The sequence below is a fragment of the Paraburkholderia sediminicola genome (assembly GCF_046026675.1).
Lineage (GTDB): Bacteria > Pseudomonadota > Gammaproteobacteria > Burkholderiales > Burkholderiaceae > Paraburkholderia > Paraburkholderia sediminicola_F.
This window is the reverse complement of the sequence record NZ_JAQQEY010000002.1, coordinates 4,128,558-4,148,853: the sequence shown is the minus strand read 5'-3', so window position 1 is coordinate 4,148,853 and position 20,296 is coordinate 4,128,558. Positions and strand designations below refer to the sequence as shown.

Here is a 20,296-nt window from a genome sequence, read left to right as displayed (position 1 = left end):
GCGTCTGGTCGAGGAGGGATTTGGCGAGAGCATACCGGCTGTGGTGATACGCGTCTATAGCACGAGTCTCACCGTTCCCGGTGAAGTGAGTTTACGAAGCTCAACTCACCTCGAGCCACTCCCGAAAACCCTCACCTCACCCGTTTCGCGCCAGGTTCAGGGCATCCTTACAGGTCGCGGCCTCCAGAAAACTGACCTATTTTTTAACCTGCCGCGAACGGGAGCCATTCGATCCCGAATCTTCTCACCTCAAAAAAATTTTCGTGAATTTTGGCTGCACGCACGTTGCGAGCAAAGCGCTCTCGCACTCAATCATTGGCACGGACGCGCTTCTGTCGATTCCAGCGGATAGGGGAGGGGAGAAACCCGGCAAGCGCGCCGAGCCTCCTCCCTAGGAAGCGCCAGGCCGAAGCTCGTCGGCACGCACACGCCTCGATTGAGGCCATGTGGCCTTCGCCGCACAGATGTACACGGCAATCGCGGCGTGTCCAATTGAGCAAATGGCTGCCGAACCTGGCAGCAAGACACCTCATTCACGCGAGAGTGAGATCCGAGTCGCGAGAACCTCCCCTGAAAAAGCTCACCTTAACGCTAGCTGAGCGCTTGGAATGACGCGGCCTCCAGACCTGGGAGGCAGAAAAAACACCGATAAATGGTCCCGAAAAGCCTCACCTATGGGCCAGGAACTGGCCTGCGCAGCGCATGAAAAAGCCCCCCCGAAAAACCTCACCTTTGCGCAGCGCACAAAAATTATCCAATGATTTCATTGACTTATTGGATCGCCATTCACCGCGCCATGACCACACGCTCCCGTATATCCTCACCTTTAACAGCGTTTCAGTGAAATCCGACGTTTCCGGTCGCAACTCAAGGGGCCCCGAAAAACCTCACCTTAAGATTTCAATAGCCGCAAAACCGGAATGGCTCTGACAGCGTCCGTAGGGCTTTTCCGGCCCGTTGTGGCGATTTCGGTCCCGTATTTCCTCACCTTAGCGATCACAAACGTCCCAAAAGGCTCCCGAAAAACCTCACCTCGGGCCCAAAACGGGCATTTTGACGAGCCGGCTATCGCCTCGATCCAGGTCTCCCGAATTCGCTCACCTTTCCGCAAGGGGTGATCGACGACCCCATCGACGCACCCAACCGAATTTCGGTCGAAATCAGGTTCGGCTCCCGCAAACACTCACCTTAAGTACCCGAATGCACAAAATTGAGGCAAAAATGACGCCCTGCCCCGGAAAGTCTCACCTTCAGTTCGCGTTTTCTCCTGTCTTGACTCACCAATGGGGTTAACGAGGCCAGAATAAGGTCAAAAATTGGCGGCCGCGGTGGTCCCGAAAGCGCTCACCTTAAGGCCCGTCGCGCTCCGCACCTACTTTTGAGTACTGCCGGGCAATCCCGGACGCTCAGGTCCCGCAAAATCTCACCTTTAACGAAACCGCACTTTTGGGGCAACTCCTGAACCCGCTCACGTTCTGTCCCGGACCCGCTCACCGAGGCTCCCGAACCTCATCACTCAACACTCCCGCAAGACCTCACCACCTCTCCCGTAAAGCTTCACCTTGCCGGCCGGGAACGCCTGCCTGATAAGGGTTTGCCATGGCGTTAACGTTTTTAACATGGGTTCAAAGGTGTTTACTTTTATTACTCTCTAGACTTTCCCCGCGCGTCCTTCGGACAAGGCCTCTCCACCCCACCGCTCCCATAACGCCTTCGTGAAACAGTGAGCGATCAAAAAGAAACTGCTGAAAACTCTTTATTTACAACAGCTTATTGGCTAGTCTTCGTTTTGTTTCACGGAAAAACCACGCTTGCTCCGATCTTCGGAGCTACCAGCAACCTCAAAACACTTCAACTGGCGAAATAACACTCGTCCTCAACAAATACGTAGCAAACAATACGTAAATTGTTATGATTCATCCAATTCGAGCGATATCGAGGTATACATGAATCTGGACCAGGAACGGCAAGCCATCCGTGACGAGCTTGAATCGTTGAGGGCTAGCGGAGCACGACGGCAAGAACTGTCACTGCATGCTTGCAAGCGACTTTTCTTCGATTTGGGCATTCGCCCGTCCATGGCAGCCGTTCGCGATCTGACTCAAACAGGCAGCGCAAGCGACATCCCGAAGGACATCGACCACTTCTGGGAGCGGATCCGAACGGTGTCGCGCGTAAAAGTCGGCGCCGGCGCTATCCCGAAAGCACTGGAAGATCGCGCCGGAGAATTATTGGGCGCCCTTTTCGAAGAAGCCGTCGTACATGCCCGCACCACCCTCGACAGCGAACGCGAGGAAATTCGCGCGCAAGTCACCGCCGCGGACCAACGCGCACGAGAAGCGGAAATTCGCCGCGATGTGTCGGAAGAAGCGATCAAGCGCAGCGAACTCAGAGCAGAAGCCGCCTGGGAACGTGTTCGCGCGCTCGAGACTGAGCTATCCAGCGCCACCACACATGGGACTGCTCACCAGGAAGGCTTGCAGGCTACGGTGCGTCGACTCGAGGGCGAAAACGAAACGTTGCGCCAACGCCTCGATACCGAACAGGCAACCAACGCGGCGCTCCGCGACCGGATCGATGCGCTGCATGTCGAATTGCGCCAAAGCACCGAGCACTATGCACAACAGATCAAGGACGCCGTCGCCGAAGCTGAGCGCCGTGTGAAGCCAATGCTGGTCGAGCTCGATTCCTTGCGCAGCATGGCGGCCACCTACCAATCGGGGGTGCGTGACGCCAGTCGCAAGGAATTCGAGTTTATTCAGCAACTCGCTGCGGCCAAGGCGCGCGGCGACCGGCTCGACGCGCAACTGCGCGAGCAGTCGAACGAAGTGGACGTTTTGACGAAAGAAATTGCGACGCTGCGCGGGCAGCAGGACATCGATCCCGCCGTCGCGAACCTGCTGTGTTCGCTGGTCGAAGCGGGCAGGCTCACGACCGACGAGCTGGCGATGATCGGTACCGCGGCGGACGGCCATGTCAAGCTGCCGCTGCGCTGCCCAAAATGTGAGGAAGGTGAGCCCGAGTTGTCGCAAGTGGATCACCGCTTCGAGCTGCAGTGTCCGGAATGTGATCACTCATCAGGTCCCGGAGAGTCAAGGCTGGAAGCGGTTAGCCGGTTTTTGTCGAGCGGGTCGATTGCAGCGTCGGCATGACCGCCGGCGCGGGTGTCATAACGGATAAATCGCCAAAGGTGAGGAAATTCGGGACCCGAAGGGTGAGCATTTTCAGGATCAGTCCACTCACCCTTTCCTCGTCAAACGCCCGTCGCGCCTAGGCGTGGGTAATGGCGGAGCGGCTGGATCCGGTTCATCGACGACTGGCGATTCCTGCTGATCCATCCACCTTTGCCATGCCCGATACAAACGGTTGGCAGACACGGCCTGGACAAATCCCAGCCATTGTCCGACCTGTTCAGCCTCAACTCCGCTCTCGAATAGATCTGCCGCGAAGGTGTTGCGCAAAGTTTGCGGACTGGCGCGTGAGGCTCGTGACGCGGCAATGCCTGCCGCGTCGATCAACGCGTCGACGCCGCGTAGCATGGTCGCCTTGTGCATTGGGCGTCCTGACGGCGAAGCGGGAAAGATCAGATTGCCGGCCAGTTCGGAAAGGCGCCGTTCGGCAAGCCATGCGTCGAGAACGGCGGCCGCGAAGGGCGCGAGCCGGGTTCGCCGCGTCAGCATCGGATTCGCGGACTCGATCGTGACCCACGGTGAGCCGACGTTCACGCAACTAACTGTAAGTGCGGCTGCCTCCCCGGTCTTGATGCCACCGCCGAGAAACACAGCGATCAATGCACGGTCACGTCGCTCTCGCCAGCGTTGCGCCACGGATAAAACCGGCAACGGCGAAAACAGATGTGCAATGAGCGCGGCGCGTTCTGCATGATTGAGAAACCCGGTCGGCTCGTTATCGCGTGCGTTCCGCCATGCTGCCTCGCCATCCTGAGCAATGAAGCGTGCAGGATTGGTCGAGGCAGATTCGATTTCGCGTACGTGGTCCAGCACCCGTTCAATGAGCCGCAAATATCTCACACGTTGCGGTTTTCGGATTGCAAGTCCGCCCACGAATTCGGCGATGGTTTGCGTATCGACCGTGACCAGACTCTTTTGGCGAACCGCAAGCCAGTCGAGGAAAAGCCCCCACTGCGCTTGATAAACTTCAGCGGAAGAGCGCCTGAAATGTTGCTTGGCAAGCCACGCGTCGAACGCGATTTGCGGATCGCGGCGCCAGTCTTCCCGTTCCTGATCGAAGAGATCGGTTGACGGTGCAGGGCGTGGAACCGGGTCGGACAGATTAGGAGGTGACATAGGCTATCCTTCCGTTAGTTGCGCATATTGTAGGTGGCAACCAATGAAAGTACAGCGCCTAACTCAGTCGCCCCACGCCCGCGCGTGCTTTAGATGCGCGCTTTTAGATGCAGGTTGTGCGGCGCGGCGTGCCGCCTCTTCATAGGCCGAGACGGCAAAGGCAAACACTGCCGGCAATGCGGTGGATGTGCCGAAGTCCACCGCCTCGTCCGTTTCCGGATAGGGCAACTCGGACGGGCGCTGGAACAGCCCGAGCATGATCGCGTCGTGCCGGCTGGCAAACCCGAGGTCCGCCAACGCTTCGGCTTCGATTGCATGAAGCAGGCGCCACGAGAGCGGCACCTGTTGGACGATGTAGCGCGCGGCGATGTTGCGCACGATGTGTTCAAGATCGCGCGCCGCAGTTTGATAGCGCAGCGCGGCCAGAGCATGCTCGGCTTGTTCGGTGGTCAGGTCGTTCATTATCGGCTCCAGTCGACACCCTGTACTGTACAAATATACAGTGTCTCGCGCAACCTTAGCCAACCGACCAACTCAGCCCATTTCCGCCAACAGCCAGCAAAGGTGCGCCTGTCCCTCAGCCGTGAATCACCACCAGCAGCGCTTTCGCCTCGCCCTTTCCCGCGTTGCGGATCGCGTGCGGCTCGTCGGCGACATAGCGCGCGGTGTCCGCGGCCTTGAGCCGCTTCGTCGCGCCCGCCGCCTCGATCTCGATCGATCCCTGCAGCACCGTCAGATGCTCACGCGTGCCGGGTTCGTGCGCGTTCGACACCAGCGCCCCACCCGGCTGCAACGTCAGCTCGTACCACTCGAACTTGCCGGCCAATTCGATTGGACCCCAGACACGCAACTGATACTTGGCCTCGTGCCCGCTCAAAGTCGGGATGTCGTGCGGACCCGACACGGCAATCGCCTCCGGCGCCTTCTGCGGCGCGAACAGCGAATCGAGGCTGACGCCGAGGGCGTTCGTCAGACGCCACGCGACCGCGATCGTCGGATTGGCCTTGTCGCGTTCAATTTCCGAGAGCATCGATTTCGACACACCGGCCGCACGCGACAAGTCGTCGAGCGTCATGCGCCGTTCGGCGCGCAGACGCTGAATCTGCTCGCCGACGCGAGGCGGCGCCGCGATCGCCGGGACCGGACTCGCGCCTGAAATGGGTGCCGCGTTGGCTGCTGCGCGGCGAATTCCCGAACTTGCCATTTACTGACCTATCGTTTAGAGTTGTTCGGCATACCGGATTTTAGTTCGGAAAAACGAAAATATCCGATAAAACTGACAGCCGACTATAACAGCCCGCCTCGACGTCGAACATGCCGCACGTGCCGAGCATGTCGCGCGTGGGCGCACCACCCTTTCAGGAGTCCGGTTCATGCGTGACCTTTACCTCGCCCATCTGCGCGGCACACTCGAGCAGATCCGCGCTGACGGTTTTTACAAGAACGAGCGCGTGATTGCCAGCCCCCAGTCGGCTGACGTGCGTCTTGCGAACGGCGCGAAAGTGCTGAATTTCTGCGCGAACAACTATCTTGGTCTGGCTAACGACGAACGATTGATCGAGGCCGCCAAGCTTGGCCTGGATAACGACGGCTTTGGCATGGCGTCGGTACGCTTTATTTGCGGCACGCAAACGGTGCACAAAGACCTCGAAAAGGCGCTGGCCGCATTTCTGCAAACCGATGATTGCATCCTCTACTCCAGCTGCTTCGATGCGAACGGCGGTTTGTTCGAAACCCTGCTCGACGACAACGACGCCATCATCAGCGATGAGTTGAACCACGCGAGCATCATCGACGGTGTGCGGCTTTCGAAGGCAAAGCGCTTTCGTTACAAGAACAATGACCTCGTGGATCTCGAAGCCAGGCTGAAAGAAGCCGATGCTGCCGGCGCACGCTTCAAGCTGATCGCTACCGACGGCGTCTTCTCGATGGACGGCATCATCGCCGACCTCGCCGGCATTTGCGATCTGGCCGACCGCTATGGCGCACTCGTAATGGTCGACGATTCGCACGCGGTCGGTTTCGTCGGCGAACATGGGCGCGGCACGCCGGAACATTGCGGTGTGCTGTCGCGCGTCGACATCATTACCGGGACGCTCGGCAAAGCACTGGGCGGCGCATCGGGCGGCTACGTTGCTGCGCGCCAGGAAGTCATCGATCTGCTGCGTCAACGCTCACGTCCCTATCTGTTCTCGAACACGCTGACGCCGAGCATCGCTGCCGCCTCGCTGAAAGTACTCGAATTGCTCGCCAGCGACGAAGGCGCGCAACTGCGCGCGCGCGTGCGCGAAAACGGCGCGCATTTCCGCCGTGCGATGAGCGCGCTCGGCTTCACGCTCGTGCCCGGCGAACACCCGATCATTCCGGTCATGCTCGGCGACGCGCAACTCGCTTCGAACATGGCCGACGCCTTGTTGAAGGAAGGCGTATACGTGATCGGCTTCTCGTTCCCCGTGGTGCCCAAAGGCCGCGCGCGAATCCGCACGCAAATGAGCGCCGCGCACACGCCGGAACAAATCGATCGAGCTGTCGACGCATTTGCGCGCGTCGGCCGTCAACTCGGCATCATCTGAAGCGGAGGCGCACATGAAAGCATTGGCAAAACTCGAACGCGCACCGGGTCTCACGCTGACGGATGTGAAGAAGCCCGAAGTCGGTCACAACGACGTGATGATCCGTATCACGCGCACTGCGATCTGCGGTACCGACATCCACATCTGGAAATGGGACGACTGGGCGCAAAAGACGATTCCGGTACCGATGCATGTCGGCCACGAATACGTCGGCGAAATTGTCGAGATGGGGCAGGAAGTGCGCGGCTTTGCGATCGGCGATCGCGTGTCGGGCGAAGGACATATCACCTGCGGCTTCTGTCGAAACTGTCGTGCGGGACGCCGGCATTTGTGCCGCAATACGGTGGGCGTTGGCGTGAATCGCGAAGGCGCATTCGCCGAATACCTCGTGATTCCCGCGTTCAACGCGTTCAAGATCCCGCCTGAAATCTCCGATGATCTCGCCGCGATTTTCGATCCGTTCGGCAATGCCACGCATACCGCGCTGTCGTTCAACCTGGTCGGCGAAGACGTGCTGATCACGGGCGCCGGGCCGATCGGCATCATGGCGGTGGCGATTGCGAAGCACGTCGGCGCACGCAATGTGGTGATCACCGACGTCAACGACTATCGTCTCGAACTCGCGCGCAAGATGGGCGCAACGCGTGCGGTGAACGTCTCACGTGAATCGTTACGCGACGTGATGGCCGATCTGCACATGGCCGAAGGTTTCGATGTCGGGCTGGAAATGTCAGGTGTACCGAGCGCTTTCACCAGCATGCTTGAAGCGATGAACCACGGTGGCAAGATTGCGCTGCTCGGCATTCCGCCCGCGCAGACTGCAATCGACTGGACCCAGGTGATCTTCAAAGGCCTCGAAATCAAGGGCATTTACGGCCGCGAGATGTTCGAGACCTGGTACAAGATGGTCGCGATGCTGCAAAGCGGGTTGGATCTCTCGCCGATCCTCACGCACCACTTCAAGGTCGACGATTATCAGGAAGCGTTTGCCACGATGCTCTCGGGTGAGAGCGGCAAGGTGATTCTTGACTGGACCGCTGCGTGATTTGAAACAGCGCTGCACTCAAGCGCAACTGCTGAAACAATACGCCCGCACCGCGCTCACGCGCCTGCGGGCGTTTTTTCGAACTCAGCCTGAACACGCACATGAATATCGTCGCCGACAGCCGGATACCACGTCGACAAACCGAACTTCGCGCGGCTGAAATGACCGTCCGCGGAAAATCCGAGCGTGTCTTTTTTCGTGAGCGGATCGGGCGCGAAGCCGTTGAAGGTCACATCGAGTGTCACGGGTTGCGTAACGCCGTGAATCGTCAGATCGCCGGTCAACGTGCCGCGCGATTCGCCGGTGCGCTCAAAGTGCGTGCTGGTGAAACGCAGCTCCGGATAGCGTGCGACGTCGAGCATGCTGTCACTCTTCACCATCTTGTCGAGTAGCGGCACATTCGTATCGATGCTCGCGGCGTCGATCGTAATCGCCACGCTACTCTTGTCCATCCCGCCTTCGTTCCAGTCGAGTTGCCCCTGCCTGCGATCGAAGCGCATCGTAAAGCGCGAGTACTTGAAGTGATCGATGTCGAAGGTGATGCTGCAATGGTCCCGATCGAGATCGTAGCGGCCGGGCGGCACACGTGCTTCGTTCTGGCTGACCGTATGGGTGAGCACTTGCAAAGGCGTGCAGGCCATCGAAGTCAGCAGCAATGCGCTGAGCAACGCACGTACCAGTGTTGTGCGCACAGGAGAGCGACTCATGAGATTCATTCCAGTTGATCGATCCTCATCACAATAGCAGCAAGCGCAGCAATCCGCCGAAGCACACAAAAACTTGACGAAGGAGAATGATCGTTCTACCCTTCGCATATGGCTACTCAAACCCCAACTGAATCGGCTGCGTCCGGCAGCGCGCGTGAAAGGCTGCTCGACGCCGCTGAAGCGTTGATCTACGCCGGCGGCATCCACGCCACCGGTGTCGATGCGATCGTCAAGCAATCCGGTACTGCGCGCAAAAGCTTCTACACGCACTTCGAATCGAAAGACGCGCTTGTCGCCGCCGCGCTGGAGCGGCGCGACGAACGCTGGATGAACTGGTTTATCGCGGGCACGTTGCAGCACGGCAAGACTGCGCGCGCACACCTGCTCGGCATGTTCGACGTGCTGCGCGAATGGTTTGCGTCGGAGGACTTTCACGGTTGCGCGTTTCTGAACGCGGCCGGCGAAATCGCTTCCGCGGAGGATCCGATCCGGATCGTCGCGCGTGAACACAAGGAACGCCTGCTCGTGTTCGTGCGGACCCAGTGCGATGACTACGCGGCCGAATCGGGCATGGACGCTCGCCGCGCCGCGCGCTTGTCGCGCCAATGGCTGATCCTGCTCGACGGCGCCATCGCCGTGGCGCTGGTGAGTGGTGAGGCCGACGCCGCACTAGACGCGCGAGCCGTCGCTGAAGCTTTGCTCAATACAGAGTCTGCAAGCGAATCGAACCCACTCGCAGGTAAGTCCGCGAGCAAGTCCCCAAGTGAAGCCCGACGCAAACGACCGCCATCCCGGCGTACAGAAACCTGACTGAGGAAACACACACCATGGCCGACCCGATCGAAACCCGCCCGCCACTACCCCCGTTCACACGCGAAACCGCGATCCAGAAGGTGCGCGCGGCGGAAGATGGCTGGAATACCCGCGACCCCGAACGCGTGTCGCTCGCGTACACACCGGATAGCGTCTGGCGCAACCGTGCCGAGTTCACGCATGGCCGCGCGGAGATCGTCGGCCTGTTGCGTCGCAAATGGGCAAAGGAACTCGACTACCGCCTGATCAAGGAACTATGGGCATTCACGGGTAACCGCATCGCTGTGCGCTTTGCCTACGAGTGGCACGACGACTCGAACAACTGGTTCCGCTCATACGGCAACGAGAATTGGGAGTTCGATGAACACGGGCTGATGGCGCGCCGTCATGCCAGCATCAACGATCTGCCGATCCGCGAGGCCGACCGTCTTTATCATTGGCCGCTGGGTCGCCGTGCCGACGATCATCCGGGCCTGTCCGACCTCGGCCTCTAGGCCCCTCAGAGGTTGAAGGTGGACACCTGCCGGGTGTTCACCGCTCTGCCATCGGTTCTCCGTTATCGTTGCATCTGCGCCGTGGGGCATGTCTCGTGCCCGCGCGCCCGAGCGTGTCCTCCACATCGCCAGTGCGGGTTGAGGTACAGTGCGCGACGGACGACAAGCAAGAATACCTGGAACATAGATGACACCGGCATTCGATCGGTGGCGGAGAATACATGCATTTTCGTCAGACAAAAAAGCAGATTCGACACGCGGCCGTAGCGCTCGTCGCGAGCCTCGCCGCAGCGTCCGCTGCGCATGCGGGCAATTGGTGCGACGGCGGCGTATGGGTCGACGCCATGCTCGGCTCGTATCACATCAATCCCGATCCCAATACCCACTTCGAGCAGTTCAATCCTGGCCTTGGCGTCGAATGCTGGCTCAACAATCAATGGGCGCTGACTGCCGGCGGCTTTCGCAACTCGCTGCGGCGGCCTTCGTACTATGGCGGCGGCGTCTGGGCGCCGGAGTTCGCGCACTGGGGGATCGTGCGGATTGCGGCGATGGGCGGGATCATCTCGGGCTATAACTACGGAAACTGGGGCCTCGGCCGTAACCACACGATCGGGCCAGTGGTCGCGCCGATCGTAATGGTCGACTACAAGCGCGTCGGCGCTAACTTCATTGTGATTCCGCCGATCCCCTCGGACAATCTTCCGTTCACGATCGGGTTTCAGGTGAAGGTGAAGTTCTAGTCTGCAAGGGTGAGCGATTCCAGGATGGTGAGGAATTCCAGGAGACGGCGTCATCGTAGTCAAAGGTGAGGAGCGCCATGAAATATCGTCAACGCCGCCAAAGGTGAGGAATTCCAGGAGACCCAACCACCTCGACGAAAGGTGAGCTGTTCCAGGGAGCACGACATCACGTCTGTGAGAGGTGAGCCGTTCCAGGAGATCGCTCGCCAAAGGTGAGCGATTCCAGGAGGTGAGAAATCGCCGCGTTGAGTACGCACCTGAAATAAGGTGAGGATTTCCAGGGAGTCGTTGTCTTAGCCGCCCACGGAGCTAACAGAGCTCCACGACACTAGGTACTCTCCCGCTCGATCAGACTGAACCCCACATCGACGATTGGCTCACCGCCAGCACGATTCTCAATCCGATCAACCAGCATGGTTGCCGCAAGCGTTCCAATTCTCGTGCCGTCGACTCTCATGGTCGACAACGGTGGCGTGGTGTCCTTCGCAAAATTCAGATCACCGTAACCAATCACACGCAGTTTCTCTGGCACTGCGATATCCCGGTACTCCGCTTCCATCAACACGCCCAGTGCCAGAATATCCGCGCCACAAAAAACGGCGTCGATATCGGCGTGCGTGTCGAGCAAGCCTTTCAGCGCCCGTCGCCCGTCGCCCAGATTCGCGGGTGACTCGACCGTCACCACAGGGATCGCGGAGATGGTTTTGCCGTTTCCGAACGCTTTGAGGAACGCTTTGGTGCGGGCCTGCGCCCGCCTGTCGCTGGGTGTGACGACAGCGGGCCGCCGCACGCCACGCGTCTTCAGAAAATCCGCAGCAGCCTTCCCAACGTTCTCATGAGAGAAGCCGACCAGCATGTCGATGGGCTCGCGTGTCAGGTCCCAGGTCTCGACGACAGGAATGCCGCACGCGCGCAGCTTTTGCCTCGCACTATGGGAATGAATGACGCCGGTCAGTACGATGCCGGCGGGCCGTCGGCCGATCACCGCATCAAGCAGGGCGTCCTCGCGCGACTCGTCGTATCCGCTTTGTCCAATCAGCAACTGGTAGCCCGCAGCGGCAAGCTCGGTCGTCAGGGCGCCGACGGTTTCCTGAAACACGCTCCCCGCCATCGCCGGAATCAACGCGACGATGAGACGGCTGCGAGTCGACGCCAGCGAACCGGCGATGAGGTCGGGCGTATACCCGGTTTGCCGGACGGCCGCCTGGACGCGCTCCAGCGTATCGACCGAAACCAGCTCCGGCGTGTTCAGTGCGCGTGAGACGGTCACCTTCGTCACGCCGACGAGCGTCGCGAGATCGCTCAGCGTCACGCGGCCGGAGTTCTTGCGGGCGCGCCGGGAGGCGCTGCGTTCGACAGGGGCAAGCAGGGTAGTAGGCGGTTTGCTCACGACGTTGATCACTCAGGCCCAAAAAAAGTTGCTGGCGATTATGGCAAAACCATACTACCATGCGTCGTATGTTACCGGTTACATGAACCGGTAACATTAATCAGAAAAAAGGCGATTGGCGCGAACCGAGTGCGTGCGCCCAGGACTTGAGAGACAGGGAGAGCATCATGTCGCAGGCTGGTACGGTGTTGAGCGAGCCGCTGATCCGGCTTAACGCCGCGGACAATGTACTGATCGCGCGAGAATCGCTGTCGATCGGGCAGCAACTATGCATCGGAGATGCGACGATCCGCATACGCGCGCAAGTCACCGCGGGCCACAAAGTCGCCGCCTGTCACGTCCCCCGTGGTGAGCCGATCCGTAAATACGACACGGTCATTGGCCTCGCGGCTCGCGACATCGAGGCGGGTGATCACGTCCACACTCACAACGTCGAACTGATTGATTTCGAGCGCGATCCGGGCTTCTGTCTCGATGTGCGTCCGGTCGAGTACGTGGCGGAAGCTGAACGGGCCACATTTAACGGTATCGTTCGGCCCGACGAGCGGGTCGCGACGCGCAACTTCATCGGGATTCTGGCATCAGTCAACTGTTCGTCGACCGTTATCAAGAATATCGCCGCCTGGTTTACGCCGGAGCGGCTTGCGGCTTATCCCAATGTCGATGGCGTGGTCGCGTTCGCGCAGACCAGCGGCTGCGGGATGTCCTCACCCAGCGAGCACTTCGACGTGCTGCGCCGCACGCTCGCCGGCTATGCGCGTCATCCCAATCTTGCCGGGGTGCTGATCGTCGGGTTAGGTTGCGAGCGCAATCAGGTGGGCGACCTGCTCGATTCACAAGGGCTCCATGTCGGTACGTCGGTCCATGCGTTGGTGATGCAGGACGAAGGTGGCACCCGGGCAACGATCGATGCGGGGATCGCTGCCATACAGAAGATGCTGCCGTTGGCGAACGATATCGAGCGTCGCCCGGTGTCGGCGAGCCACATCAAAATCGGTCTGGAATGTGGCGGCTCCGATGGCTTTTCGGGCATCACGGCCAATCCGGCCCTAGGCGCGGCCATGGATATTCTGGTGCGACATGGTGGTACGGCCATTCTTTCCGAAACCCCCGAGATTCACGGCGTTGAATACATGCTGACGCGCCGTGCGGTAACACCGGAGGTCGGCCAGAAACTGCTCGACCGGCTTGCGTGGTGGGAGCGCTATACGCGCGGCCACAACGGACAATTCAACGGTGTCGTCGGGCCGGGTAATCAGAAGGGTGGACTCGCCAACATCTTCGAAAAGTCGCTCGGATCGGCGATGAAAGGCGGCACGACGCCGCTGCAGGCTGTCTATGAATACGCCGAGCCGATCGATCGGGCCGGCTTTGTCTTCATGGATTCGCCCGGCTACGATCCCGTTGCGGTGACCGGGCAGATTGCAAGTGGCGCAAACCTGATCTGTTTCACGACCGGCCGCGGCTCCATGTTCGGCTCGAAGCCCGCGCCCACGCTCAAGCTCGCGAGCAACACGCCGATGTTCAAGCGGTTGCGCGACGATATGGACATCAATTGCGGACTTGTCCTTGATGGAGAGCGGTCGGTCGAGGAGATGGGGAAGGATATCTTCGAGCACATCCTTCGAGCTGCGTCGGGCGAGCGCACCCGTAGTGAATTGCTCGGGCTGGGCGATCACGAATTTGTGCCCTGGCATATGGGCATCGTGAGCTGAAACGCCACCTCATTCCTACAAAAAAGCGGAGACAGAGATTGAACCAAGCCTTGCAACAGGCGCCACGCAGCAAAGTGCGCTGGCTGGTGGCCGGTCTGATGTGGTCGGCCATTGCCATCAACTATATCGACCGGACGGTGCTGTCCGCCGCGGCCCCTCATCTTCAGGCGGAGTTCCATCTCAGCGCGATGGAGATGGGCATCGTGATGTCGGCGTTCTTCTGGTCGTATGCGTTGCTGCAATTGCCTGCGGGCATGCTCGCCGATCGCTTCGGACAGAAGATCGTGCTGGGTGCGTCGGTGTTCTGGTGGTCGCTTGCGACGGCCGTAACCGGACTCGCCACCGGCTTCAAGTCCCTCGTGCTCCTGCGGGTCATGCTGGGCATCGGCGAAGCCGGCGCCTACCCCAGTAACGCGGGCATCGCCTCGCGATGGTTTCCGCGCAAGGAACGCGCGACGGTGGCGGGCATCTTCGATAGCGGATCGAAGCTTGGAGGAGCGGTGGCGCTGCCGCTGATCGCCTGGCTGCTGGCGACGTTCGACTGGAAGGTCACTTTTGCGATCACCGGTGTGCTGGGTCTCATCTGGTGCGTCGTCTGGGTGTTCGTGTTCAGGGACTCGCCGGCGGATCACCGACGCGTGAATGCGGCCGAGCTTGCCCATATCCGCAATGACGAAGCGGTGTCGCGCTGCGACGGCGTGGGCGCGACCGCCGATGTCCCCTGGCATAGGCTGTTTGCACATCGGAACATCTGGGCCATGTGTATCGGCTTCTTCATGATCAACTACAACTCCTACTTCTTCATCACCTGGCTGCCGACGTATCTCGTCAAGGAGCGCGGCATGAGCCTGATGGAGATGGGCTTCATGGCTTCGTTGCCGCTCGTACTTTCGATGATCGTCGAGGTATTCGCGGGCTGGGCCTCCGATCGTGTGTATGCCTCCGGACGGCTGTCGCTCACCGCGACCCGCAAACTGTTTCTCGTCGTCGGCCTGGTGATGGCGTCAAGCATCGGACTCGCAGCGTTCGCGACTTCTCCGCTCGTGGCCGTCGCATTGCTCTGCGTGGCGAAGTCGGGCACGACCGTTGCCGCATCCCAGGTCTGGGCACTACCGGGTGATGTCGCGCCGGGGAATATGGTGTCGCGGGTGGCGGGCATCCAGAACACCGTCTCGAACATGGGTGGCGTGGTCGGTCCGATCGTCACCGGCGCGATCGTCGGTGCAACCGGCTCTTTCATTCCCGCGCTGCTGTTCTCGTCGGCGCTGATCGTGATCGCGATCCTCAATTACCTGTTCCTGCTCGGAAAGGTGGAGCCCATTCAATTCAATCAAGTCCCCGCGGAGGCTAGAAATCGTGATGAACGCAACGTCGATGTCAGCGCTTAACCCATTCAAGGCGGCGCTTGCAAATGGTCAACGACAGATCGGTTTCTGGCTTTCGATGGCCGATGCTTACCTGGCCGAAGTCAGCGCGACTGCCGGCTTCGAGTGGCTGTTGATCGACGCCGAGCACGCCCCGAACGACGTGCGCAGCATTCTTGCGCAATTGCAGTCGGTCGCGCCGTATTCCGCCGAAGCCGTCGTGCGACCCGTGAACGGTGATCCGGCGTTGCTCAAGCGCTTACTCGATATCGGCGCACGTAACCTCCTCGTTCCGATGATCGATACCGCGGATCAGGCCCGCGCGTGCGTGGCCGCCGTACGCTATCCGCCCCATGGAATTCGTGGTGTGGGCAGTGCGGTGGGACGTGCGTCGCGCTGGAGCTTGCGTACTGACTATCTGGATATCGCGGACAGTGAGATCTGCCTGCTCGTGCAGGCGGAGACGGTCACATCGCTCGACAATCTCGAGGCGATATGCGCGGTTGACGGCGTTGATGGCGTCTTTATCGGGCCTGCGGATCTGGCCGCGTCGATGGGCCATCGCGGCAAGCCCGGGCATCCGGAGGTGCAGAACGCGATCGAAGCGGCGATGCGCACCATCATCGCTTCCGGCAAGGCGGCCGGCACGTTGACCTCGGACCCGGTGCTCGCGCGTCGCTATCTCGAGCTTGGATGCACATTCGTCGCGACCGGCGTGGACATCCTCATGTTTGCGAACGCAGCACGCAAGCTCGCCCGGGAGTTCATCGAGCAGTGAAGAATGGTGAGGAATTCCAGGAGATGGCGCCACCTCGATCAACGGTGAGGAATTCCAGGAGACGGTGTCATCTCCGTCAGAGGTGAGTCATTCCATGAGTCAAACAGCACCTTGGGAGCATGCAAAGACGCGCTAAGGTGAGGAATTCCAGGAGATGATCTGCAAAGGTGAGTGATTCCAGGAGGTGAGCAATTACCTTGCTGAACGCGCACCTGAAATAAGGTGAGGATTTCCAGGGAGTCCTCGTCATGGTCGCCGACGGTGATGCGGCGAGCGGTCCAAACCTCACCCTGGTGCGCCCCGGAGCAAGACCGATACCGCCAATCTCCTTACATCCTCTTCCATATACAAACAAAGCGTGTGCGCGACACCTTGCGCCGTCCCACGCCGCAAAAGCCGTGTCACCTGCGCCGCACGGCGACGCACACCTCCGCGTTTGCGTGGCAGAAACGGCTCCGCCTCGTCATCTTGTAACGACGCCGTAAAACATGAACTCTCGCTGATTGATAAGTTGCGGATAACGCGCGTCGTCGCCACTCAAGCAACGACTTTGCGTGACCGTAGATCAATCGAAGGAGAAAGCATGAAGAAGTTATTGGCAATCGCGGCGCTGGCCGCACTGAGCGCAACCTTGAGCGGATGCTGGTGGGGGCCGCCTCCGGGTTGGGGCGGCGGAGGCCCGGCTGGTGGTGGACCCGGCGGCCCCGGCGGCGGACCGCACAGCGCGATCGTCGTTCCTGACAGTACCGCTCAAGGCTGAGCAGTAAACCAAGCCGAAACTAAGTCGATAGCGAAGCCGATAACGAAGCCGACAACTAAGCGGGAAACGTAAGCGTCACCACGAAACCGCCATCTGCGGCGTTATCGGCATGAAAAACGCCGCCGTTATATCGCACGAGACGCCGCACGATCGCGAGCCCGAGCCCGCAGTGCGCATCGCCGCTACGCGCTTCATCGAGTCGCACGAACGGTTGCAGCGCACGATCCAGTTGACCGCTGGGAATGCCGCCGCCGTGATCGCGCACCTCGAGCGTGTACTGGCCATCGCGGCGGGACGTCGAAATTTCCACCGGCGGCTCGCCGTAAGTGAGCGCGTTCTCGATCAGATTGGTCAGAATCCGGTCGAGGTCGACAAGCGGCAACCCAAAACCATCTCCGGCTTGTAGATCGAGGCGCACGAGCGCATCGTCCGCGAGACTGTCGCCGTAATGCCGGCGACAGTGGGCGTCGACGCTGGTGCTTGGTGAGGTATCCGCCGTCTCACGTGCGAAGTCGAGAAACTGCGTGACGATGCGCGACAACGATTCCGAGTCCCGCAAGAAGCCGCGGCGGTTCGCTTCGTCCGGCAGCAGATCCGCACGCACCTGCATGCGCGTGATCGGCGCGCGCAGATCGTGCGCCACGCCGGCCAGCATCACCGCGCGCTCCTGCTCGGCTTGCGCAAGTTCATGCACCATCTGATTGAAGTCGCCAATCAGTTCTTTCAGCTCGCGCGGGCCGCTCGCCTCCACAACCGGCGCGCGATGGCCGATGCGGAACTCGCGCGCTGCGAGTGCCAGCCGATGCAATGGCCGTTGCAATTGCCACGCGCCGAGCAACGCGATGATCACCGCCAGCACCAGCATCATCGCCGATGCGCCCAGGAAGCGACGCGCCGGCAGCGTCGAGTTTTGCATTTCGAGCCAGCCTGGATTGCCGGCGTAATGGACCCAGACTGTGCCGTTCTCGCCGTCGGCTACGACCTGGCTGCCTGCTGGCAACTTCTCGCGCAAGTCGTGTTCGAACGGACCCGAGGTGTTTTCACACGGCGCGGGACAGCCATACCGGATCGCGTCTTGCGCGCTCACATAAGACACACCGAGCGTTGCCGCGACATGGGAAGCGGTGAGCGTGCCGTCCTGCCTGGCCTCTACCGCGAGAAGCAAAGCGCGCTGCGCATGACCGGCGTCGATCTGGCCGCGCTCGCGGTCCACGAGGACGATTCCGATGATGTGCACCAGCACGATCAGGCTCACCGTCATCAATGAGAGCCGGCCGAACAGTGTGTTAAAGGGATTCTTCATCGTCATTGCCGCCGGGCACGAACATATAGCCGATGCCGCGTATTGTCTGGATCCGGCGCGGATTGGCCGGGTCGTCTTCAAGCAGACGGCGCAGGCGCCACACCGGCACGTCGATACCGCGTTCGGTCACTTCCGAGTGCGGTCCATGCAGCAGATCGACGAGCTTGGAGCGCGACAGCGTTTCCATTGGATGCGCGGCGAGCACTTCGAGCAGCGCATATTCGCCGCCGGTCAGCTTGAGCGCTTCGTCATCGCGAAACAGGGTGCGCCTCGCGAAGTCGAGCCGGAAGCGGCCGAAGCGCAGCGCTTCACGCTTTTCGAGCGCCGTAGCCGTGGACCCCGATGGCTGCGCATGACGGCGCAACACCGCATGAATACGCGCGAGCAGCTCCTGCGGCATGAACGGCTTGCCGAGATAGTCGTCGGCGCCGAGTTCCAGACCTATTATGCGATCCACGCCATCCGCGCGCGCTGTCAGCATGATCACGGGAATCGTGTCGCCATTCGCACGCAATTGCCTGAGCGCGCTGAGTCCGTCGACGCCCGGCATCATCAGATCGAGCACGATGATCGAGGGTCGCTCGCGTTCCAGCCGGCGTGCCAGATGGTTCGCGTCGTGCAACACGGACATCTCGATGCCGCGTTGTTGAAAGAAGGTTCTGAGCAGGTCACGAAGGTCGGCGTCGTCGTCGACCAGTAAAACCTGGATGGGCGTGTCTGACATGGCTGGGCCCTGATCGATGAGGACAATTGACGGACGGCGCGGCCGCGCGCCTGTCGCACGTCGCAATATAGCGAATCGCGCGATGGCAGCGGTTTCGGGTTCTTATCTGCGCTTACAGTTTATTACGGTAGCTGCCTTCGGTTCTGTCTGGCTGCGTGAAGCAACCAGTACCGGTCAACGTCACGCCGTCCGATTCATCGCCACACCACGCGCCTCGTTACAACTCGTAATCCTCGCCTAAGCCACCGTAAGACGCCGCTCACTATGCTGGGCCACCTCTCGCCGCTGGTGGCGTTACGCGGTTTCCTCAGAGACGCATGCCAGACGGCCCTTTGTCGATTGAGTCGAAGGATGCCCACAGCATGCCGAATAACCCTACCGCGTCCGGACCTTCCTCGCGCGTACCGAGATTCACCTATCTTGCCGCTGCAGTCGCCGCCGCCACGTTTTGGCTGGCGGGTTGCGGCGAGCAGGCACCGCATGGACCACCACAGTCCGTTCCTGAAGTTGGCGTCCAGACGATCGCGCCGCACACCGTGGTGTCGAGTACCGAATTGTCCGGGCGACTGTCGGCGATCCGTATCGCCGAGGTCAGGCCGCAGGTCGAAGGCATCGTCAGAAAGCGCCTCTTCACTGAAGGCGCGTTGGTCGCAGTCGGCGCGGTGCTTTACCAGATCGACCCGTCCAGCTACCAGGCAACTTACGACCAGGCCGTCGGTACGCTCGCCAAAGCCGAGGCGACAGCGAGCGCCGCGCAGACCAAGGCCACCCGCTACGCCGAACTGTCGAAGATCGAAGGCGTGAGCAAGCAGGACTACGACGACGCCGTCGCCTCCCTGGAGGAAGCGAAGGCCGACGTGGTCTCCGACCGTGCCGCATTGAAGACTGCTGCGATCAATCTCGGTTATACGAAAGTCGTTGCGCCCATCGCAGGACGCATCGGCAAATCGAGCGTGACTGAAGGCGCGCTCGTCACCGCGGAGCAGACCACCGCGCTCGCGACGGTCCAGGCGACGACCGAGATGTATCTCGACGTCACGCGCTCTTCCGCCGACTGGTTGCGGCTGCAGAAAGAATTTGCCAGTGGCCAGTTGCAACAGGCGGGCCCGGACGGCGCGGTTGTTCATCTCGTGATGGAAGACGGAAGCACGTACACGCAGCCAGGCAAGCTGCTGTTTTCCGATATCACCGTCGACGCCACCACTGGCTCAGTCACCTTGCGTTGCGTGTTCCCGAATCCGGACGGCGTGTTGCTGCCCGGCATGTTCGTGCGCGCGCGGCTTGAAGAGGGCGTGAGCCAGCAGGCGATCACGGTGCCGCAACTCGCGGTCTCGCGTGCATCCGACGGCTCGGCGAGCGTGCTGACGGTCGACGCCGACAACAAGGTCACGCAGACGCCCGTCACGGCTGACACCGCTTCAGGCGCCGACTGGCTCGTCACGCGCGGCCTCAAGGCGGGCGATCGTGTGATCGTCGCCGGATCGCAGAAAGCGCGTGCGGGTGGTGTTGTGAAGCCGGTCGAATCGCCCGCCATCTCGGGTGCGCCCGCCACCGCGGACACCACGTCGGCCGCACATAGCTAA

General features: G+C 60.7%; 19 protein-coding genes. 12 read left to right on the top strand and 7 right to left on the bottom strand.

Going from position 1 to position 20,296, the window contains the following annotated elements:
- Both PQQ86_RS38165 and PQQ86_RS38160 read left to right on the top strand, forming a co-directional pair.
- The coding region (locus PQQ86_RS38165; protein WP_408279239.1) for a hypothetical protein at positions 1-352 on the top strand (352 nt) is incomplete at its 5' end.
- A gap of 1,594 nt (positions 353-1,946) precedes the next feature.
- On the top strand, positions 1,947-3,152 hold the full coding sequence (locus PQQ86_RS38160) for a DNA-binding protein (protein WP_408279457.1): 1,206 nt from the start codon (positions 1,947-1,949) through the stop codon (positions 3,150-3,152).
- Positions 3,153-3,239: 87 nt separating this feature from the next.
- Here the strand turns inward: PQQ86_RS38160 and PQQ86_RS38155 are convergent, their stop codons facing one another.
- The 3 genes from PQQ86_RS38155 to PQQ86_RS38145 form a co-directional block, all read right to left on the bottom strand.
- On the bottom strand, positions 3,240-4,307 hold the full coding sequence (locus PQQ86_RS38155; RefSeq protein WP_408279237.1) for a tyrosine-type recombinase/integrase: 1,068 nt from the start codon (positions 4,305-4,307) through the stop codon (positions 3,240-3,242).
- A gap of 63 nt (positions 4,308-4,370) precedes the next feature.
- Positions 4,371-4,769, bottom strand: coding sequence for a DUF2471 family protein (locus tag PQQ86_RS38150; protein ID WP_408194956.1), 399 nt, complete (start codon positions 4,767-4,769; stop codon positions 4,371-4,373).
- Between the two features lie 115 nt (positions 4,770-4,884).
- On the bottom strand, positions 4,885-5,511 hold the full coding sequence (locus PQQ86_RS38145; protein ID WP_093634341.1) for a helix-turn-helix domain-containing protein: 627 nt from the start codon (positions 5,509-5,511) through the stop codon (positions 4,885-4,887).
- A 169-nt stretch (positions 5,512-5,680) separates the two neighbouring features.
- Here PQQ86_RS38145 and PQQ86_RS38140 point away from each other — a divergent pair, with 169 nt between their 5' ends.
- On the top strand, positions 5,681-6,880 hold the full coding sequence (locus PQQ86_RS38140) for a glycine C-acetyltransferase (RefSeq protein ID WP_408279235.1): 1,200 nt from the start codon (positions 5,681-5,683) through the stop codon (positions 6,878-6,880).
- Between the two features lie 13 nt (positions 6,881-6,893).
- A complete protein-coding gene (gene tdh / locus PQQ86_RS38135; RefSeq protein WP_028195988.1) occupies positions 6,894-7,925 on the top strand; it encodes an L-threonine 3-dehydrogenase in 1,032 nt (343 codons plus the stop codon).
- A 56-nt stretch (positions 7,926-7,981) separates the two neighbouring features.
- Here the strand turns inward: tdh and PQQ86_RS38130 are convergent, their stop codons facing one another.
- A complete protein-coding gene (locus PQQ86_RS38130) occupies positions 7,982-8,632 on the bottom strand; it encodes a YceI family protein (protein ID WP_408279232.1) in 651 nt (216 codons plus the stop codon).
- A 108-nt stretch (positions 8,633-8,740) separates the two neighbouring features.
- Between PQQ86_RS38130 and PQQ86_RS38125 the strand changes: the two genes are divergently transcribed.
- The 3 genes from PQQ86_RS38125 to PQQ86_RS38115 all read left to right on the top strand — a co-directional run bounded on the left by PQQ86_RS38125 (position 8,741) and on the right by PQQ86_RS38115 (position 10,679).
- Positions 8,741-9,442, top strand: a complete 702-nt coding sequence (locus PQQ86_RS38125; protein WP_408279230.1) for a TetR/AcrR family transcriptional regulator — start codon at positions 8,741-8,743, stop codon at positions 9,440-9,442.
- Positions 9,443-9,459: 17 nt separating this feature from the next.
- The gene (locus PQQ86_RS38120; RefSeq protein ID WP_408279228.1) at positions 9,460-9,939 is read left to right on the top strand and encodes a nuclear transport factor 2 family protein; all 480 of its coding nucleotides are present in this window, start codon (positions 9,460-9,462) and stop codon (positions 9,937-9,939) included.
- A gap of 221 nt (positions 9,940-10,160) precedes the next feature.
- Positions 10,161-10,679, top strand: a complete 519-nt coding sequence (locus tag PQQ86_RS38115; protein WP_408279226.1) for a hypothetical protein — start codon at positions 10,161-10,163, stop codon at positions 10,677-10,679.
- 328 nt (positions 10,680-11,007) lie between these two features.
- Here the strand turns inward: PQQ86_RS38115 and PQQ86_RS38110 are convergent, their stop codons facing one another.
- Positions 11,008-11,985, bottom strand: coding sequence for a LacI family DNA-binding transcriptional regulator (locus tag PQQ86_RS38110; RefSeq protein WP_408279456.1), 978 nt, complete (start codon positions 11,983-11,985; stop codon positions 11,008-11,010).
- Between the two features lie 251 nt (positions 11,986-12,236).
- Between PQQ86_RS38110 and PQQ86_RS38105 the strand changes: the two genes are divergently transcribed.
- The 4 genes from PQQ86_RS38105 (at position 12,237) to PQQ86_RS38090 (ending at position 16,686) form a co-directional block, all read left to right on the top strand.
- On the top strand, positions 12,237-13,784 hold the full coding sequence (locus PQQ86_RS38105; protein WP_408279224.1) for a UxaA family hydrolase: 1,548 nt from the start codon (positions 12,237-12,239) through the stop codon (positions 13,782-13,784).
- Positions 13,785-13,882: 98 nt separating this feature from the next.
- Complete coding sequence (locus PQQ86_RS38100; RefSeq protein ID WP_408279455.1) at positions 13,883-15,172, top strand: MFS transporter; 1,290 nt, start codon at positions 13,883-13,885, stop codon at positions 15,170-15,172.
- The gene (gene hpaI, locus PQQ86_RS38095) at positions 15,159-15,926 is read left to right on the top strand and encodes a 4-hydroxy-2-oxoheptanedioate aldolase (protein ID WP_408279222.1); all 768 of its coding nucleotides are present in this window, start codon (positions 15,159-15,161) and stop codon (positions 15,924-15,926) included. The genes PQQ86_RS38100 and hpaI overlap by 14 nt, the downstream gene beginning before the upstream one ends.
- A gap of 583 nt (positions 15,927-16,509) precedes the next feature.
- Entirely contained in the window at positions 16,510-16,686 is a 177-nt protein-coding gene (locus tag PQQ86_RS38090; RefSeq protein WP_408279220.1) for a hypothetical protein, read from the top strand.
- A gap of 55 nt (positions 16,687-16,741) precedes the next feature.
- Here the strand turns inward: PQQ86_RS38090 and PQQ86_RS38085 are convergent, their stop codons facing one another.
- Together PQQ86_RS38085 and PQQ86_RS38080 are read right to left on the bottom strand one after the other, a co-directional pair.
- Positions 16,742-17,989: an ATP-binding protein gene (locus tag PQQ86_RS38085; RefSeq protein ID WP_408279218.1), complete on the bottom strand. Its 1,248-nt coding sequence runs from the start codon at positions 17,987-17,989 to the stop codon at positions 16,742-16,744.
- On the bottom strand, positions 17,973-18,713 hold the full coding sequence (locus tag PQQ86_RS38080; RefSeq protein ID WP_408279216.1) for a response regulator: 741 nt from the start codon (positions 18,711-18,713) through the stop codon (positions 17,973-17,975). Before PQQ86_RS38080 ends, PQQ86_RS38085 begins: the two co-directional genes overlap by 17 nt.
- A 362-nt stretch (positions 18,714-19,075) precedes the next feature.
- Between PQQ86_RS38080 and PQQ86_RS38075 the strand changes: the two genes are divergently transcribed.
- Positions 19,076-20,296, top strand: a complete 1,221-nt coding sequence (locus tag PQQ86_RS38075; RefSeq protein ID WP_408279214.1) for an efflux RND transporter periplasmic adaptor subunit — start codon at positions 19,076-19,078, stop codon at positions 20,294-20,296.

Coding starts and splice junctions, on each gene's coding strand:
- PQQ86_RS38125 (WP_408279230.1), top strand. CDS start 8,741: ATGGCTACTCAAACCCCAACTGAATCGGCTGCGTCCGGCAGCGCGCGT.
- PQQ86_RS38100 (WP_408279455.1), top strand. CDS start 13,883: ATGTGGTCGGCCATTGCCATCAACTATATCGACCGGACGGTGCTGTCC.
- hpaI (WP_408279222.1), top strand. CDS start 15,159: ATGTCAGCGCTTAACCCATTCAAGGCGGCGCTTGCAAATGGTCAACGA.
- PQQ86_RS38105 (WP_408279224.1), top strand. CDS start 12,237: ATGTCGCAGGCTGGTACGGTGTTGAGCGAGCCGCTGATCCGGCTTAAC.
- PQQ86_RS38140 (WP_408279235.1), top strand. CDS start 5,681: ATGCGTGACCTTTACCTCGCCCATCTGCGCGGCACACTCGAGCAGATC.
- PQQ86_RS38120 (WP_408279228.1), top strand. CDS start 9,460: ATGGCCGACCCGATCGAAACCCGCCCGCCACTACCCCCGTTCACACGC.
- PQQ86_RS38130 (WP_408279232.1), bottom strand. CDS start 8,632: ATGAGTCGCTCTCCTGTGCGCACAACACTGGTACGTGCGTTGCTCAGC.
- PQQ86_RS38115 (WP_408279226.1), top strand. CDS start 10,161: ATGCATTTTCGTCAGACAAAAAAGCAGATTCGACACGCGGCCGTAGCG.
- PQQ86_RS38085 (WP_408279218.1), bottom strand. CDS start 17,989: ATGAAGAATCCCTTTAACACACTGTTCGGCCGGCTCTCATTGATGACG.
- PQQ86_RS38075 (WP_408279214.1), top strand. CDS start 19,076: ATGCCGAATAACCCTACCGCGTCCGGACCTTCCTCGCGCGTACCGAGA.
- PQQ86_RS38155 (WP_408279237.1), bottom strand. CDS start 4,307: ATGTCACCTCCTAATCTGTCCGACCCGGTTCCACGCCCTGCACCGTCA.
- PQQ86_RS38150 (WP_408194956.1), bottom strand. CDS start 4,769: ATGAACGACCTGACCACCGAACAAGCCGAGCATGCTCTGGCCGCGCTG.
- PQQ86_RS38160 (WP_408279457.1), top strand. CDS start 1,947: ATGAATCTGGACCAGGAACGGCAAGCCATCCGTGACGAGCTTGAATCG.
- tdh (WP_028195988.1), top strand. CDS start 6,894: ATGAAAGCATTGGCAAAACTCGAACGCGCACCGGGTCTCACGCTGACG.
- PQQ86_RS38080 (WP_408279216.1), bottom strand. CDS start 18,713: ATGTCAGACACGCCCATCCAGGTTTTACTGGTCGACGACGACGCCGAC.
- PQQ86_RS38145 (WP_093634341.1), bottom strand. CDS start 5,511: ATGGCAAGTTCGGGAATTCGCCGCGCAGCAGCCAACGCGGCACCCATT.
- PQQ86_RS38090 (WP_408279220.1), top strand. CDS start 16,510: ATGAAGAAGTTATTGGCAATCGCGGCGCTGGCCGCACTGAGCGCAACC.